15 protein-coding genes are annotated in these 15,953 nt (G+C 64.7%); 10 read left to right on the top strand and 5 right to left on the bottom strand.

Annotated features, from left to right (window positions below):
- Positions 1-133: 133 nt before the first annotated feature.
- Complete coding sequence (locus tag AC1DIO_RS10890; protein WP_069878780.1) at positions 134-1,186, bottom strand: ABC transporter ATP-binding protein; 1,053 nt, start codon at positions 1,184-1,186, stop codon at positions 134-136.
- A 258-nt stretch (positions 1,187-1,444) separates the two neighbouring features.
- Between AC1DIO_RS10890 and AC1DIO_RS10885 the strand changes: the two genes are divergently transcribed.
- The 3 genes from AC1DIO_RS10885 to AC1DIO_RS10875 all read left to right on the top strand — a co-directional run bounded on the left by AC1DIO_RS10885 (position 1,445) and on the right by AC1DIO_RS10875 (position 4,149).
- Entirely contained in the window at positions 1,445-2,206 is a 762-nt protein-coding gene (locus AC1DIO_RS10885) for a FadR/GntR family transcriptional regulator (RefSeq protein ID WP_441505782.1), read from the top strand.
- A 171-nt stretch (positions 2,207-2,377) separates the two neighbouring features.
- Positions 2,378-3,337, top strand: coding sequence for a 2-hydroxyacid dehydrogenase (locus AC1DIO_RS10880; RefSeq protein WP_441505781.1), 960 nt, complete (start codon positions 2,378-2,380; stop codon positions 3,335-3,337).
- Between the two features lie 134 nt (positions 3,338-3,471).
- Positions 3,472-4,149: an AprI/Inh family metalloprotease inhibitor gene (locus tag AC1DIO_RS10875; RefSeq protein ID WP_441492454.1), complete on the top strand. Its 678-nt coding sequence runs from the start codon at positions 3,472-3,474 to the stop codon at positions 4,147-4,149.
- A 105-nt stretch (positions 4,150-4,254) separates the two neighbouring features.
- Here the strand turns inward: AC1DIO_RS10875 and AC1DIO_RS10870 are convergent, their stop codons facing one another.
- Together AC1DIO_RS10870 and hppD are read right to left on the bottom strand one after the other, a co-directional pair.
- Complete coding sequence (locus AC1DIO_RS10870) at positions 4,255-5,577, bottom strand: dicarboxylate/amino acid:cation symporter (protein WP_441492455.1); 1,323 nt, start codon at positions 5,575-5,577, stop codon at positions 4,255-4,257.
- Between the two features lie 134 nt (positions 5,578-5,711).
- A complete protein-coding gene (gene hppD, locus AC1DIO_RS10865) occupies positions 5,712-6,845 on the bottom strand; it encodes a 4-hydroxyphenylpyruvate dioxygenase (protein ID WP_441505780.1) in 1,134 nt (377 codons plus the stop codon).
- Between the two features lie 117 nt (positions 6,846-6,962).
- On the opposite strand from hppD, the gene AC1DIO_RS10860 reads away from it, so the two are divergent.
- A complete protein-coding gene (locus tag AC1DIO_RS10860; protein WP_441505779.1) occupies positions 6,963-7,442 on the top strand; it encodes an Lrp/AsnC family transcriptional regulator in 480 nt (159 codons plus the stop codon).
- Between the two features lie 106 nt (positions 7,443-7,548).
- Entirely contained in the window at positions 7,549-8,442 is an 894-nt protein-coding gene (locus AC1DIO_RS10855) for a tellurite resistance TerB family protein (protein ID WP_476853394.1), read from the top strand.
- 20 nt (positions 8,443-8,462) lie between these two features.
- Here the strand turns inward: AC1DIO_RS10855 and AC1DIO_RS10850 are convergent, their stop codons facing one another.
- Positions 8,463-8,795, bottom strand: a complete 333-nt coding sequence (locus AC1DIO_RS10850) for an NIPSNAP family protein (RefSeq protein WP_441505815.1) — start codon at positions 8,793-8,795, stop codon at positions 8,463-8,465.
- Positions 8,796-8,797: 2 nt separating this feature from the next.
- Positions 8,798-9,982: a pyridoxal phosphate-dependent aminotransferase gene (locus tag AC1DIO_RS10845; protein WP_476775529.1), complete on the bottom strand. Its 1,185-nt coding sequence runs from the start codon at positions 9,980-9,982 to the stop codon at positions 8,798-8,800.
- Between the two features lie 366 nt (positions 9,983-10,348).
- Here AC1DIO_RS10845 and AC1DIO_RS10840 point away from each other — a divergent pair, with 366 nt between their 5' ends.
- From AC1DIO_RS10840 to AC1DIO_RS10820, 5 genes are all read left to right on the top strand, one after another.
- Positions 10,349-12,169, top strand: a complete 1,821-nt coding sequence (locus AC1DIO_RS10840; protein WP_441492460.1) for an IlvD/Edd family dehydratase — start codon at positions 10,349-10,351, stop codon at positions 12,167-12,169.
- 31 nt (positions 12,170-12,200) lie between these two features.
- The gene (locus AC1DIO_RS10835) at positions 12,201-13,103 is read left to right on the top strand and encodes a LysR family transcriptional regulator (RefSeq protein WP_441505776.1); all 903 of its coding nucleotides are present in this window, start codon (positions 12,201-12,203) and stop codon (positions 13,101-13,103) included.
- A gap of 90 nt (positions 13,104-13,193) precedes the next feature.
- Complete coding sequence (locus AC1DIO_RS10830) at positions 13,194-14,207, top strand: tripartite tricarboxylate transporter substrate binding protein (protein WP_441505775.1); 1,014 nt, start codon at positions 13,194-13,196, stop codon at positions 14,205-14,207.
- 9 nt (positions 14,208-14,216) lie between these two features.
- The gene (locus tag AC1DIO_RS10825; protein WP_476853393.1) at positions 14,217-15,248 is read left to right on the top strand and encodes a zinc-dependent alcohol dehydrogenase; all 1,032 of its coding nucleotides are present in this window, start codon (positions 14,217-14,219) and stop codon (positions 15,246-15,248) included.
- Positions 15,245-15,901: a hypothetical protein gene (locus AC1DIO_RS10820; RefSeq protein ID WP_441505773.1), complete on the top strand. Its 657-nt coding sequence runs from the start codon at positions 15,245-15,247 to the stop codon at positions 15,899-15,901. Before AC1DIO_RS10825 ends, AC1DIO_RS10820 begins: the two co-directional genes overlap by 4 nt.
- Positions 15,902-15,953: the final 52 nt, after the last annotated feature.

The following is a 15,953-nucleotide window of genomic DNA, read 5'->3' as shown; positions in this document are numbered from 1 at the left end:
GACCCGTCCCTGGAAGTCATCGCCGGCTCTTTTGGCTGCGCCAGGCCAGCCGGTGTCCGTGCTGGCCTGTCGTAACGTCATGTCATGCGGGCCAAGGCGCAATCAGGCGCGGGCCTCCGCAGCAGTCAGAAGCTCAGATACGCTTGCCGGTGGCGGCGTCGAACAGATGCGTGACGCTGGTGTCCGGCGTGATGCCAATGGTCTCGCCGGGCTTGGCCGTGATGCGTTCGCGGAAGACGCAGGTCAGTTCCTGCCCGCCGCAGCGCACGACGACCTGCGTCTCGGAGCCGGTCGGTTCGATGACCACGACCTCGGCCTTGAGGCCGTTGGGGTTGAGTTGGAGGTGCTCCGGACGGATGCCGAAAACCGCGGCCTTGCCGTTCGAGTCAGCCGGATGCTGCCCGATGGGCCAGATCACGCCGCCCTCGGTCTCGAACCCGGCCGCGGTGATCTTGCCCTTGAGGAAGTTCATCGACGGCGAGCCGATGAAGCCCGCGACGAAAAGGTTGTTCGGCCGGTCGTAGAGGTCGAGCGGAGCGCCCATCTGCTCGACGATGCCGTCATGCATCACGACGATCTTGTCGGCCATGGTCATGGCCTCGATCTGGTCGTGCGTGACATAGACCGTCGTGGTCTTGAGACGCTGATGCAGTTCCTTGATCTCGGTGCGCATCTGCACGCGCAGCTTGGCGTCGAGATTCGAAAGCGGCTCGTCGAAGAGGAAGACCTGCGGATCGCGCACGATCGCGCGGCCCATGGCGACACGCTGGCGCTGACCGCCCGAAAGCTGGCGCGGATAGCGGTCGAGCAGCTTGTTGAGGCCGAGAATGCCGGCAGCCTTGTTGACGCGCTCGTCGATCTCGGCCTTGGGGGCATTCCGCAGCTTCATCGAGAAGGCCATGTTGTCGGCCACTGTCATGTGCGGATAGAGCGCGTAATTCTGGAACACCATGGCGATGTCGCGCTCTTTCGGCGGCACGTCGTTGACGACGCGCGGGCCGATGCGGATCTCGCCTCCGGAAATATTCTCCAGCCCGGCGATCATGCGCAGAAGGGTCGATTTTCCGCAGCCGGAGGGGCCGACGAGAATAACGAACTCGCCATCGTTGATGTCGATATCGACGCCATGGATGACCTGCGTCGAGCCGTAAGCCTTGCGCACATCAGCGATCTGGACTGAGGCCATCTGAACCCTCTCCCGGACTTAAGTTTCCTCTGGGGTCCGGTATCGTCCCGTGTCCGGGCACTCCGCACCGCCGCTGCTGTCGGCTTCTCGTGACCGACCGACGAAAAGCGCCGCAGACCAGGCAGTGCCTGTTGCGCCGGGTTTCATCTACGATAAAGTCATACGATACGGACAGGCGTGTCAAGCGCCGGAATCGCTCCAATGAAACCGCCTTCCGGCGGCTTGGGCGCGATTGAAAACGGGTGAGGACGCCAGCAGATGCGGGTGCGCGACTTTTCGCGGCCGACGACCCTGAATCCCGACCGCCTGTTCGGGCAGGTGGCTCAGAAGCTCGCGGTCGCGATCATTTCAGGGACGTTCAAAGCCGGCGAGCTGTTGCCGAACGAAGCCGATCTGAAATCCGAAATCTCGGTCTCGCGCACGGCCTATCGCGAAGCTGTGAAGTACCTGACGGCGAAGGGGCTGGTCGAGGCGCGCCCGAAGAGCGGCACGCGGGTAGCGCCGCGCGACGGCTGGAACCTGCTCGATCCCGACGTGCTGTCCTGGCATTTCGAGGCCGACCCGAACGAGAAATTCATCCGCGACCTGTTCGAGTTGCGCAGTTTTGTCGAGCCGAGCGCAGCGCGCCTTGCGGCCCTGCGGCGTACGCCCGCCGATCTCGTACGAATCCAGGCGGGTTATCACGGCATGATCGACAACCCGCCCTATGCCGAGGCAACCATTCGTGCCGACCTGGCTTTCCACGAGGCGATCCTCGCTGCCGCGCAGAATTCGACGCTGCAATGTCTGGCAAGCGTCGTCTCGGCGACGATCCAATGGTCGCTGCTGCTGAAGTCGGGAGACGATCAGGGGTTCTATGTCACGTCGCTGTTCGATCACGAGCGGGTGCTGGATGCGATCATCCAGCGGGACGGCGATCTCGCCGCGGCCCGGATGAGTGCGCTGGTAACGGACAGCCTGAACACCACGCTCACCTTCCTGGCATGGGCCGGACAGCAGAGCACCCCGAAAATCGCCTGAATAAGTCATACTACATATGACAACGACGCGCTTTTCTCGCTCTGCAGCCCGTGTAGTACTGCTCTGCCGATGCCGCGTGGCGGAGGCCTTGAGGTTTCGCGATCTAATCGTTTTAAAGAATTGAAATCAAGCCAGCCGCTCTGACACTCACGCCCGACGAAAGTTCACGATATGACCGACATCATCATGACCGGCCCGCTGATGGCCTATGCTGCCGACCAGTTGAAGGCCCGTTTCACGGTGCATGAACTCTGGAAGGCAGAGGACCGGACCGCCATGCTGAAGGAGATCGGCGGCAAGGTTCGTGGCGTCGCCGGGGGCGGCGCGCATGTCAGGATCGATGGCACGCTGTTCGACGCCCTGCCGAAACTGGAGATCGTTGCCAATTTCGGCGTCGGTTACGACACCGTCGATGCCAAGGAAGCCGGCAAGCGCGGGCTGATCGTCACCAATACTCCGGACGTGCTGACCGATGAGGTTGCGGACTTGGCACTCGGCCTGCTGCTCGCGACGGTGCGCCAGCTGCCGCAGGTCGACCGGTACCTGCGCGCCGGCAAGTGGCTGGAGAAGGCCTATCCGCTGACGACCTCGCTGCGGACCCGCAAGGTCGGCATCGTTGGGCTCGGCCGAATCGGCAAGGCCGTGGCGCAGCGTATCGAGGCCTTCGGCCTGCCGGTCAGCTATCATGGCCGCACCCGCCAGGCGGATGTGTCCTATCGCTACTATCCTTCGCTGATCGAGATGGCGGCCGATGTCGACACCCTGATCTCGGTTGCGCCTGGCGGCGCTGCGACTCATCACATGATCAATGCCGACGTCCTGAAGGCGCTCGGCCCCAATGGCATCGTCATCAATGTCGGCCGCGGTTCGGTGGTCGACGAACAGGCGTTGATCGAGGCGCTCAAGAACAAGGTCATCCTTTCGGCCGGCCTGGACGTCTTCGAGGACGAGCCGCGCGTGCCGGCCGAACTGATCGCGATGGATCATGTGGTGCTGTTGCCGCATGTCGGATCGGCATCGGTGCATACGCGTGAACAGATGGGCCAGCTTCTGGTCGACAACCTGGTTTCATGGTTCGATGGCAGGGGTCCTCTGACGCCGGTTGCCGAGACACCATGGAAGAAAGCCTGAGACACCACGTTTTGGTTCAGATGAGGCGCGGATGCCTGCCGCTTGTGGCGGGCGTCCTTTTCGCGGGGCCCGTACAGGCGCAGAAGCCGCCGCTTCCGAAGGGAGCGGAGACCGCGCCTGACACCGTTCGCCCCATGATCGGTGCCTGGAACCTCGAACAGGTCGGCGCGCCGCGCCAATGCACCATTACCCTTGGAGCGGAACAGTCGGGACAGGGGCGGCAATTGCGCTTCCCTGCCACCTGCCGCCGCGCATTGCCCATTATCGGGCAGATTGTGTCCTGGAGTGTGGCTGAGGGGGGCGGGCTGCGCCTGAATGACGAGGCCGGCAAGGCCGTGATCACGCTCAGCAAGTCCGGCGCCGGCCTGAATGGCAAGGGCACGGACGGGCAGGACTATCTGCTGGATCCGAAGGATCATCCACGCAGCGCGCGTCCAGTGCCTCCGAGCGCGGCAGAGCGCGCCGCGACCGCTGCGGCCCGGCCGACCGTTGTCGACCCTGCGGGCGCGCCTGCCACCGACGCCGTGCCCGGCCGCTATGTCACGATGCGCCAGCAGAACCGCGAGGGATGTCGCCTCATGCTTGCGGCCGGCCCCGCAAATTCTCCGGGTGGCGCTCCCGCCCGTTTCGACGGGCGCTGCGACGATACTGGCTTGACGATCTTCGATCCCGTCGGTTGGCGCTATGCGGCCGGGCGCCTTTCGCTGGTTGCACGCAAGGGGCACAGCGTCGATCTCGTCTTCGAGAACGGCCAATGGCGCAAGGACCCTGCGGTGGGCGCACCGCTGATGCTGCGCAAGCTCGCGCCCTAAGCATCGGCCCGAAAAGTGGATCGCGGTTTTCGGGAAAGCCGATGCAAACACAAAGGTGAGATCATCGGGCTGGATACGATATCCCGTCAGATGATCTGGCAGCGCTCAGACCGCCACGACGCGCTCGGGCTCGGCGGCGTCGTAATCGGCTTCCTTGGCGAGGATGCGCTGCATGCGACGCTCGTCGAGCGAATTTTCCCATTTCGCCACGACGATCGTCGCGACGCCATTGCCGATCAGATTGGTGAGGGCGCGCGCCTCCGACATGAAGCGGTCGACGCCGAGGATCAGGGCGATCGACGCCACGGGAATAGTGCCGACCGAGGCCAGTGTTGCGGCGAGTACGATGAAGCCGGAGCCCGTGACGCCGGCCGCGCCTTTCGAGGTCAGCAGCAGCACGGCGATGATGCCGATCTCCTGCGACAGGCTCAGCTCGGTATTGGTTGCCTGGGCGAGAAAGATCGCGGCCATCGTCAGATAGATGCAGGTGCCGTCGAGGTTGAAGGAATAGCCGGTGGGGATGACCAGGCCGACGACATTCTCCTTGCAGCCGAGATAGCTCATCTTGGCGATCATCCGTGGCAGGACGCTCTCGGAGGAGGAGGTGCCGAGCACGATCAGCAGCTCTTCCTTGATATAGGCGATGAACTTCACGATGCTGAAGCCATGCAGCCGGGCGATCGTGCCGAGCACGAGGAAAATGAAGATGAGGCAGGTCGTGTAGAAGGCGGCCATGAAGCTGCCCAGCGACAGCAGCGTGCCGATGCCGAATTTTCCGATCGTGAAGGCCATCGCGCCGAAAGCACCGATCGGTGCCGCCTTCATGATGATGCCGACGATCTTGAAGAAGACCTGGGCGATATCGTCGACGAAGTGCAGGACCGGCTTGCCGCGTTCGCCGAGCATCTGCAGACCAAAGGCAAAGAGCAGGGCGAAGAACAGCACCTGCAAGATTTCGCCGGTTGCGAAGGCACCGACCACTGTCGCCGGGATGATGTCCATCAGGAAGCCGATGGTACTCTGCTCCTTCGCCTTGGCCGTGAACGCGGTGATTGAGCTGGTGTCGAGCCCGCCGACATCGACACTCATGCCGACTCCGGGTTTCCAGAGATTGATCACGATGAGCCCGACGATGAGCGCAAGCGTCGTCACCACCTCGAAATAGAGCAGTGCCTTCACGCCGACGCGGCCGACCTTCTTCATGTCGTCCATCGACGCGACGCCGTGCACGACGGTGAGAAAGATGATCGGCGCGATGATCATCTTGATGGCCTTGATGAAGGCGTCGCCGAGCGGCTTCATCGCCTCGCCGGTATGCGGATAGAAATGCCCGACGAGCACCCCGATCGCGATGGCGGTCAGCACCTGGACGTAGAGATGCGTCCACCAGGGACCCTGATGACCGCGCGTGATCGCAGCTGTCGACATGGGCAGTCCCTCGAGACGCGCACTTGGCTGCGTGCGCGCTCCCGAAAATGCTACGCTTGTCTTGGCTCCCCGACAAGCGAAACGCGGCGCTGCCGTGGGGGGCGGCGCCGCGTCCTGTGCCGCGATCGCGGAGGTTACTCGGCCGCCTCGACCTTCAGCACGCCGCGACGGATCTGGTCCTCTTCGATCGACTCGAACAGGGCGCGGAAGTTGCCCTCGCCGAAGCCGTCATCGCCCTTGCGCTGGATGAACTCGAAGAAGATCGGCCCGAGCACCGTGCCGGAGAAGATCTGGAGCAGGACCTTGCTCATCCGGCCCTCCTTGGAGCCGACCGCAACCGCACCCTCGCCGTCGATCAGGATGCCGTTGGCCTTCAGCCGCTCGACCGGTTCGCCATGGCCGGGAACGCGCGCCTCGACGCGCTCATAATAGGTTGCCGGCGGCGCCGGCATGAAGGGCAGGGCGTTGCGGCGCAGCTGCTCGACGGTGGCGTAAATGTCGTGGGCTCCGAGCGCGACGTGCTGGATACCCTCGCCCTTGTACTGGCGCAGGTACTCCTCGATCTGGCTCTTGTCGTCGAGCGACTCGTTGATCGGGATGCGGATCTTGCCGCAGGGCGAGGTCAAGGCGCGCGAGATCAGGCCTGTGAGCTTGCCCTCGATATTGAAGAAGCGGATCTCGCGGAAGTTGAAGAGTTTGCCATACCAGCCCGCCCAATGGTCCATGCGGCCGCGATGGACGTTGTGGGTGAGGTGGTCGAGGTAATAGAGACCAGCCTGCTCCGGGTGCGGATCCGGCTCGTCGATCCACTCGAAATCGACATCCCAGATCGAGCCCTTCGCGCCATAACGCTCGACGAAATACAGGATCGAGCCGCCAATGCCCTTCACGGCGGGAATTTGCATCTCGCCGGGGCCGACCTTGCTTTCATAGGGCTCGGCGCCAAGCGACACGGCGCGCTCGAAAGCATGCCTGGCATCGACGACGCGGAAGGCCATGGCGCAAGCGCAGGGGCCGTGCTCGGCCGCAAAGCGCTGGGCAAAGGAATCCGGCTCGGCATTGACGACGAAATTCACGTCACCCTGACGGTACAGCGTGACCTTCTTGGAGCGATGCCGGGCGACGGCGGTGAAGCCCATCTGCTGGAAGAGCGGGCCGAGCTTCTCTGGCTCGGGATGGGCGTATTCGACGAACTCGAATCCGTCCGTTCCCATCGGATTGACCTCGGAAATAGCGGGAGGGGCGGTGTCGTGCGGAAATGGACCCATGGCGTTCTCCTCTCGATGTGATTGCCGACATGGTCGCGCACGGCGAAGGCAAGGAGCTTGCAAAATGCCGCGTCATGGCGCGAGATCCGCACAACTTGTGCAGGGAGGTCACCAACGGTGCGTGATGTGAGCGGTCTCGATTCCTTCGACTGGCGCTTGATCGATGCGCTCCAGCAGGATGCCTCCCTGACGAATGGCGCGCTGGCCGAGAAGGTCGGGTTGTCGGCGAGCCAGATTTCCCGCCGGCGCCAACGGCTCGAGGAGGAGGGGACGATCCGCGGCTACCGCGCGCTGATCGATCCGGCAGCCGTCGGGCTCGGCGTGACCGTCTTCATCCATGTCGCGCTGAACACTCATTCGCGCGACAATGCCCGCCGCTTTCGCGATCTCGTCAGGCTGACTCCCGCGATCCTGGAGGCGCATGCCCTGACGGGTGAGGCGGATTATCTGCTCAAGGTTGCGGTCGGCGACCTCAAGGAGCTCTCGCGCTTCGTCAACGAGATCCTGATGCCGCATGAAAGCGTCGCGCGGGTCCGCTCGGAAATCGCGCTCGAGACGTTGAAGGAGCCGGGGCTCCTGCCGTTGCCTTCGTCATGATCGCGTCAAGGTTCCCTTCCATGCGGGGCGGCTTGTGAAGCCCGTGACCCGGGTGCAGGTTACGCCGCCGCTTTGCGGTGAATGGCCTAAACGAGGGAGCCTCTCGATGTTCAACGCAAAATCTCTGCTGGACGCGCTGGTCAGCGCCGGCAATCAAGCCGGTCAGCAGGCCGGCCAGTCCGGGGGGCTCGGCGGAATGCTGGGCAATCTGGCGCAACAGGTTCAGCAGGCCGGTGGTTCGGGTGKCATTGGCGGCCTCGTCGGCAGCGTGCTCGGCCAGGCGACGCAGGGCATGCAGGATGCCGCGCGCCAGACAGGGCTGGAGCAGAAGGCGAGCGACGTTCTCGGCCAGGTCTCCGGCGGCAAGACGCCCGACCAGTTGCTGGAACAGGCCAAGGGGATGTTCAGCAGCAATCCGGCCGTGGCGACTGCGGTGCTCGGCGGCCTCGGCGCCTTGCTCTTCGGTTCCTCGACAGGGCGTTCGGTTGCCGGCTCTGCGGCGAAACTCGGCGGCCTCGCGCTGATCGGCGGCCTCGCCTACAAGGCCTACCAGAACCATCAAGCCGGCAAACCCCTGCTCGATCTGAAGCGTCAGGAGGTTCTGCCGGCACCAGTCGGGACCGGTTTCGAGCCGGAGGCCGCAAGCGAGGCAACGGCCCTGATCTTCACCCGGGCGATGATCGCAGCCGCTGCCGCCGACGGTCATATCGACACCGAGGAGCGCAATGCCATTCTCAGCGGCCTGCGCGACGCCGGTTTCGATCCGGAAGCCAATGCCTGGCTCGCCCATGAAATGGCCAATCCGGCTTCGGTCGATGTCCTCGCCGAAGCGGCGGAAACGCCGGAACTCGCGGCGCAGATCTACACGGCGGCTCGCATCGCCATCAATCCTGATACGCCCGCGGAGAAGGACTTCCTCGCCGGGCTTGCGGGCTCGGTCGGGCTCGATGCCGAACTGGTCGCCAATATCGACGCGGCCGCGAGCGCGGCGAAAGCCTGACGCCGTTCCAATCGGCGCGATCAGGGTGCGCGGCGCGCACCCTGATCGTCTTCGAAGACCGGTCGGAAGAACGAGCGTTCATAGCTGATGATGAAGCGGTGCTTCTCGTTCATCGCCACGGCCGCCAGGCATTCCTCGTCCCTGAACGAGGCGGTGCGATACTCCTCATAGGCCGCAAGCGACGGAAAGCTGAACATCGCCAATGCGACGTTCGACGTGCCTTCCGAGGGCATGAAATAGCCGTGATGCTTGCCGCCGAATTTCTCGACCAGCCTGATCCAGAGCTTGCCATAGGCCTCGAAGGCCGGCAGCTGGTAGGGATCAACGATATAGCTCAAATGGCAGGTGATCATCGTCATGCTGCCTTCGCGTTGGCGAGGAAGCTCTTCATCCGCTCCAGCGCGCGTTCGATGTTCTCCAGCGAGTTGGCATAGGACAGGCGGATATAGCCTTCGCCATGGATGCCGAAATCGGGCCCGCCGATCGTCGCGACACCCGCATCCTCGAGCAGGGCGGAGGCCAGTTTCTTCGCCTTCCACCCGGTCTTCGAGATATTCGGGAAGGCGTAGAAGGCGCCTTTCGGCACGGCGCAGGACACATCGGGCAAGGCGTTCAAGCCGGCGACCACCGCCTTCCGGCGCCGATCGAACTCTGCGACCATGGCATGCACCGCGTCCTGCGGGCCGGTGAGCGCGGCGAGCCCCGCCCATTGCGCCGGGGCGTTGACGCAGGAATGCGAATTGACCGCGAGCTTGCGGGCATTGTCGTAGAGCGGCTTCGGCCAGACCGAGAACCCCATGCGCCAGCCGGTCATGGCATAGGTCTTGGACCAGCCATTGAGCAGGATCAGCCGGTCGCGAATTTCGGGATAGCTCAGCAGGCAGACGTGCTTCTCGCCGTCATAGAGCATCTGGTCGTAGATCTCGTCCGACATCACCGCGACATCGGGGAAGCGGCTGAGCCCGGCGACGAGCTTGTCGACCTCGGCCTTCGGCGTGACGCCGCCGGTCGGGTTTGCCGGCGAATTGACGATCAGCAGCCGGGTTTTGGGCGTGATCAGCGAGAGCGTCTCCTCGGCCGAGAAGGCAAAGCCGTTCTCCTCGCGGATCGGTACCGGGATCGGGGTCGCGCCGGTGAACTCGATCATCGAGCGATAGATCGGGAAGCCGGGATCGGGATAAAGGATCTCGGCGCCGGGCTCGCCGAACATCAGGATCGCCATGAACATGGTGACCTTGCCGCCCGGCACGATCATCACCTCTTCCGGCGAGACGTCGACCGAGAAGCGCTTGTGCAGGTCGGCGGCGACCGCCTCGCGCAGCGGCAGGATGCCATTGGCCGGCGTATAGCCGTGATGGCCGTCGCGCAGCGCCTTCACCGCGGCCTCGACGATGTGGTCGGGCGTCGGGAAATCGGGCTGGCCGATGCCGAGATTGATGATGTCCTTGCCCTTGCGCTGCAGCTCGGTCGCTCGTGCCAGCACGGCGAAAGCGTTTTCCTCGCCGATCCGGGCGAAGGAGGAGACGGTCTGCAGCGTCATGGTGCGTTTTCCTCTGCAAGCTCTCGACGAGGCGGCCCTGTCGTGGGCCTTGCGCTGTCGTGGTGCGCTGTCTTGGCCGGAAACGCAGCGGCGATGCAAGCCCGCCGTCTGCACCGGCCGCCGGGCGCCCGCGCATTTGGAACACTTGCAAACTGCAGGGCGGCGACCTTTCCTGCGCAGCCGGCATCTGCATGGATTGGCGAAGTAATTTGTGTGCTGTATGCAGAATGCAGGTGACGCGATTTGGTCGAATTTGGCTCTTGTCGCGCGCATGGCGATCGGCATGATTGGCTGGTCAAATCGATTTAAAGACCATGGCGGACGCGGCGCGAAGGCTGCGCGCCGGTGCGAGAGGGAATGACGGGGATGGCCAAGACGCCTGCAAGGAAGTCGGTCCGCAAGATCAAGCCGGAGCAGCTGCGCTCCAAGGCCTGGTTCGACAATCCCGCCAATGCCGACATGACCGCGCTCTATATCGAGCGCACCATGAATTTCGGCCTGTCGCGCGAAGAGCTGCAGTCGGGCCGCCCGATCATCGGCATCGCCCAGACAGGCTCCGATATCGCGCCCTGCAACCGCCATCATATCGAGCTCGCCGCCCGCGTCCGCGACGGCATCCGCGAGATGGGCGGCGTGCCTTTCGAGTTCCCGATCCATCCGATCCAGGAAACCTGCAAGCGCCCGACCGCGAGCCTCGACCGCAACCTGCAATATCTCTCGCTCGTCGAGATCCTCTATGGCTATCCGCTCGACGGCGTCGTGCTGACGACCGGCTGCGACAAGACCACCCCGGCCCAGATCATGGCGGCCGCCACGGTCGACATCCCGGCCATCGCACTCCCGGGCGGCCCGATGCTGAACGGCAATTTCCGCGGCGAGCGCACCGGTTCGGGCACGATCGTCTGGAAGGCGCGCCAGATGATGGCCGCCGGCGAAATCGACTATCGCGGCTTCGTCGATCTGGTGGCGTCGTCGGCTCCGTCGGCCGGCCACTGCAACACCATGGGCACGGCCTCGACCATGAATTCCCTGGCCGAGGCGATGGGCATGACCCTGCCCGGCGGCGCCGCCATCCCGGCGCCCTATCGCGACCGTTACGAGATGGCCTATCACACCGGCAAGCGCATCGTTGAGATGGTCTGGGAGAACCTGATCCCGTCGAAGATCCTGACGCGCGAAGCCCTGGAGAACACCATCGTCGTCAACTCGGCGATCGGCGGCTCCACCAATGCGCCGATCCATGTCAACGCCATCGCCAAGCATATTGGCGTGAAACTCGACAACGAGGATTGGACTGCGATCGGCTACGACATCCCGCTGCTGGTCAACCTGCAGCCCGCCGGCGAATATCTCGGCGAGGATTTCTACCGCGCCGGCGGCGTGCCTGCGGTCGTTGCCGAGCTCGTCGCCAAGGGCAAGATCAAGCCCGCCATCACCGCCAACGGCAAGACGCTGGCCGAGAACTGCGAAGGCTTCTTCTCCGGCGATCGTCGGGTCATCAAGGCCTATGACGAGCCGATGAAGGCGCAGTCCGGCTTCCTCAATCTGCGCGGCAACCTGTTCGATTCCGCGATCATGAAGACCAGCGTGATCACGCCGGAATTCCGCAAGCGCTATCTCGAGAACCCGAAGGACCCAATGGCCTTCGAGGGCAAGGCAATCGTCTTCGACGGACCGGAGGATTACCACCACCGCATCGACGATCCGTCGCTCGCGATCGACGAGCACAGTGTGCTCTTCATTCGCGGCGTCGGGCCGATCGGCTACCCCGGCGCGGCCGAGGTCGTGAACATGCGGCCGCCGGATTACCTGATCAAGAAGGGCATCACGGCGCTGGCCTGTATCGGTGACGGCCGCCAGTCCGGCACGTCGGGCTCGCCCTCGATCCTGAACGCCTCGCCGGAAGCGGCGACCGGCGGCGGACTTGCGCTGCTGAAGACCGGCGACAAGGTCCGCATCGACCTGAAGAAGCGCACGGCCGATATCCTGATTTCCGACAAGGAGCTGGACGAGCGCCGCGTCGCGCTGAAGGCGGCCGGCGGCTACAAATATCCGAAGAGCCAGACCCCCTGGCAGGAGATCCAGCGCAAGATCGTTGGCGAGCTCTCCGAGGGCATGGTGCTGAAGCCGGCGGTCAAGTACCAGAAAATCCACAAGAAGTTCGGCGTTCCGCGCGACAATCACTAGTCGGTCGTCGCTGGCGCAGGAGCGCGCCGCTTTGCTGCTCACGCTGAGGCAGATCGAGGTCTTCCGCGCCGTGATGCGCGCTCGCACCATCGTCGGTGCGGCGCGCGATCTCGGTATCGCCCAGCCGACCGTGACCAAGACGGTGCGGCGGATCGAGGATATCTGCGCGTTTGCCCTGTTCGACCGGCATGGCGGCCGCCTGACGCCGACGGCGGAGGCGCATCGTCTTCTCGGTGAGGTCGACATCGCCTTCGACCAGCTCGAAGGCGCTTTGGCGCGGGCGCTCAGGCTGGCACGGGCCGATACCGGCTCGCTCCGTCTCGGCGCTTCGCCGAGCATTGGCCGCGTCCTGATCCCGCGCGCAGCCGCCAGCCTGCTGAACGACCATCCCGGGCTCAGCCTACATCTCGATATCCTGTCGGTCAGCCAGGTGATGGAGTATCTGCTCTCGGCTCAGGGCGAGGGTGCCGTCACCTTGTTCCCTATTCTTCATGCGGGAATCCGGAGCATATCGGTCGGGACCGGCAAGGCGGTTGCCGTGTGTCCGCGTGACTGGCCGCTGGCTTCGGCCAAGCGCCTGTCGCCCTCGGCTCTGGCTGGTATTCCGATCATCGTGTTCGAGCCACAATCCGTGCATGGTCAGGTCGTCGACGCGGTGCTGCGCGACGGTGGCGTCGTGCCGGAGCGGACGCATGTCGCCCGCTTCGCCGAAACCGCGATTGCGCTTGCCGAGGCGGGGCTCGGTCTTGCCATCGTCGACCGTTTCAGCGCGCTGGCGGCCAACCGCGATGTGGTCGCGCTTCTGCCGCTCGATCACCCGGCCCAGTACGAGGTCTTCCTGCATCGGAATGTCGAACGCGCGCGCAGTCGCCTGATCCAGCATTTCGAGACGGCCTTGCGGGCCGAGATCTCAAAAGTCGGGGCTGATCTATAGCCTCAGGCTATCGCGGGACGCAGGATTCGCTGTTGTCGCCCCTCCCCATCGATGGCCTTGTCGTTTGCAATAAGAGCAGGAGGAAACATCATGACGGACCCGTTGGCGCTTACCCCCATCCGGCCGGGCCCCCTGAGCAGGCGTGAGGCGATGGCGGCGGCGCTCGGGCTGCTTGCGGCAACGGCTGCCGGGCCGGCGCGGGCCCAGGCCTATCCGGTGCGGGCCATGCAGCTTGTCGTGCCCTTTGCCGCAGGTGGTGGCGTCGATGTCGTGACGCGCGTCGTTGCCGAAGCGGCGGGCGACGTGCTCAAGCAGCGCTTCGTCATCGAGAACCGCGGCGGTGCTGCCACGATCCTCGGCTCCCAGACCGTCGCCAAGGCGGAGCCCGACGGCTACACGCTGCTCGCTGCGCCGACCACGATGGTGATCAATCCCGCGCTGAAGGCGAATGTGCCCTTCGATTGGGAGAAGGATTTCGTCCCGGTCGCGATGATCGCGAAGCTGCCCTTCGTTGTTGCGGCCGGGAAATCCTATCCGGCCAATACGATGAAGGAACTGGCTGCGCATGGGCAGGCGAGCAAGCGGCCGATCACCTTCGGTTCGGGCGGCACCGGCACGGTCGCGCATCTGGCTGGAGAATTCTTCGGCCTGGTCTCGGATACCAAGGTCCAGCATGTGCCCTATCGCGGCGAAGCGCCAGCTTTGACCGATGCGATCAGCGGCAATATCGACGTCATGTTCTCGACCCTTGCCGGCGCCTCCAGCCACGTCAAGGGCGGCACGATGAAGGCGCTCGCGGTGACCACGGGCAAGCGTGCCTCGCTGTTGCCGGATGTGCCGACTGTCGCCGAGCAAGGCTATCCCGGCTACGACCTCTCGGCCTGGGTCGCCCTCGTCGCCCCCAAGGGAACGGCCCCCGAAGTGGTGCAGGTGCTCAATTCCGCGATCAATGCGGCCTTGGCCCGGCCCGATGTGAACGCCCGCCTGGTCGAGATCGGCGCCGAGCCGGCACCCGGCACGCCGGCCGAACTCGCGGCGTTCATGGCCAAGGATGCCGAAACTTGGGCAAAGGTGGTCAAGTCGGCTGCGATCAAGGTCGAGTGAGAGCGGTTCATGCTCGCGCTTCGCAAGACCGCCCCCGCGCCCGGGCTCTGGCTCGGTGAGATATCCGAGCCGAGTGCCGGTCCCGGCGAAGTGCTGCTTGAGGTTACGGCTGCAGGTCTTTGCGGCACGGATCTCCATATCGCGGACTGGTCGGGCGGGTACGAAGCGATGGCGGCCGCAATGCCGGTCACGCTCGGGCACGAGTTCGTCGGCCGCGTCCGGCATTTCGGTGAAGGCACCGACGGCATCGMGGTCGGGACACGCGTGGTGGTGCGTCCCTCCGTCGTCTGCGGGCGTTGTGAGCGTTGCCGCTCAGGACGGGCAGAGGATTGCGCCATGCGGACCGGCATCGGCATTGCTCGCAATGGCGGCTTTGCAGCCCTTGCCGCCGTTCCGACAGAGAATTGTATCGCACTCCCCGATGAGCTCGATGATGCAGTTGCGGCACTCGCCGAGCCCATGACGGTTTCGACCGAGGCCGTCGATACGGGCGGGGTGAAACCGGGCGATATGGTGCTGGTCATCGGGCCCGGTACGATCGGGCAAGGGGCGGCGCTGGCCGCCGAGGTGGCTGGTGCAGCGCGGGTTGTCGTGGCTGGGCGCGACGACGCGGTGCGCCTCGCCACCGTCGAGGCACTCGGCTTTCCCGAGACGGTTGACACGGCCGGGACGACCTTGCGAGAGGCGCTCACGCGCGTCGGCCTGCCTGTCAGCTATGATGTGATCATCGAGGCCGCGGGCGCACCGGTAGTGGTGCGGGAGGCGATCGATCTGCTTGCATTGCGCGGTGTCCTTGTCATCTGCGGGATTCATTCCCGTCCGGCGCCAATCGACCTGACGGCGCTTGTGCGGCGGCACCAGCAGATTCGCGGGAGTTATCGCTCGCCATTGGCAACGTGGCCGCGGGTGATCGCGCTCATGGCTGCGCAACAGGAGCGCATCCGGCGGATGATCAGTGAAGAGATGCCGCTCGCAGCGGGGCTCGACGCCTTTGCAAGAGCAAGCCGTCGCACTGCATCCAAGATCGTCCTGCGGCCATGACGGGCATGCCGTCAGGTTCGGCCGATTGGCCCGGACCAGTCTTCCTGGCGATCGGCAACAGCGTCGACCCGGCCATGCGCCCGGATTACGAGGTCTGGCACGGGGGCGAGCATGTCCCGGAGCGGCTGACGATGCCCGGCTTCCTCGCCGCGAAGCGTTACGCCGGGGGGCGTGGCGCCTCCGCCCGCTATCTGACGCTCTACGACCTCGGCTCGGCAGAGGCACTGGAGACGCCCGAATATCTCGATCTGCTTGCCAATCCGACCCCGGAAACGCGCAGGATGCGACCGGCCATGGGGGCGTTCAGCCGCTCTGTCTATCGTGAGACGGGCCGGGCCGGGCGTGGCCTCGGCCGCTATCTCGCTGGAGTGACATGGCAGGGCGCGGGTGAAGAGGCGGTGCCGCCACCGAGCCTGGTGGACCTGATCGGGCGTTCTGGCGTCCTCTCGGTCCGAACAGGCGTTGCCCTGGCGGCCAGGCCCCATCCCGCCTTTCCCACAATGCAGGATGCGAGTGCAGCGCAAGGCATTGCCCTGCTCAGCGGCTCAGACCGGGAGGCACTGCCTGCGCTCCTGCGCGGTGCTCTTGCCTCCAGGATTCCGAGCCCGGCCGGTCTCACGGCTTTCATCTACGAGCTGATTGCAGCCTATTGATCGGCCTCCATGCCGGTTGCGCATCGGTGCCGAGCCTTGACGCATGACGTGA

Source organism: Allobosea sp. 05T439, assembly GCF_056396005.1.
This window is presented reverse-complemented; position numbering and strand designations above follow the sequence as displayed.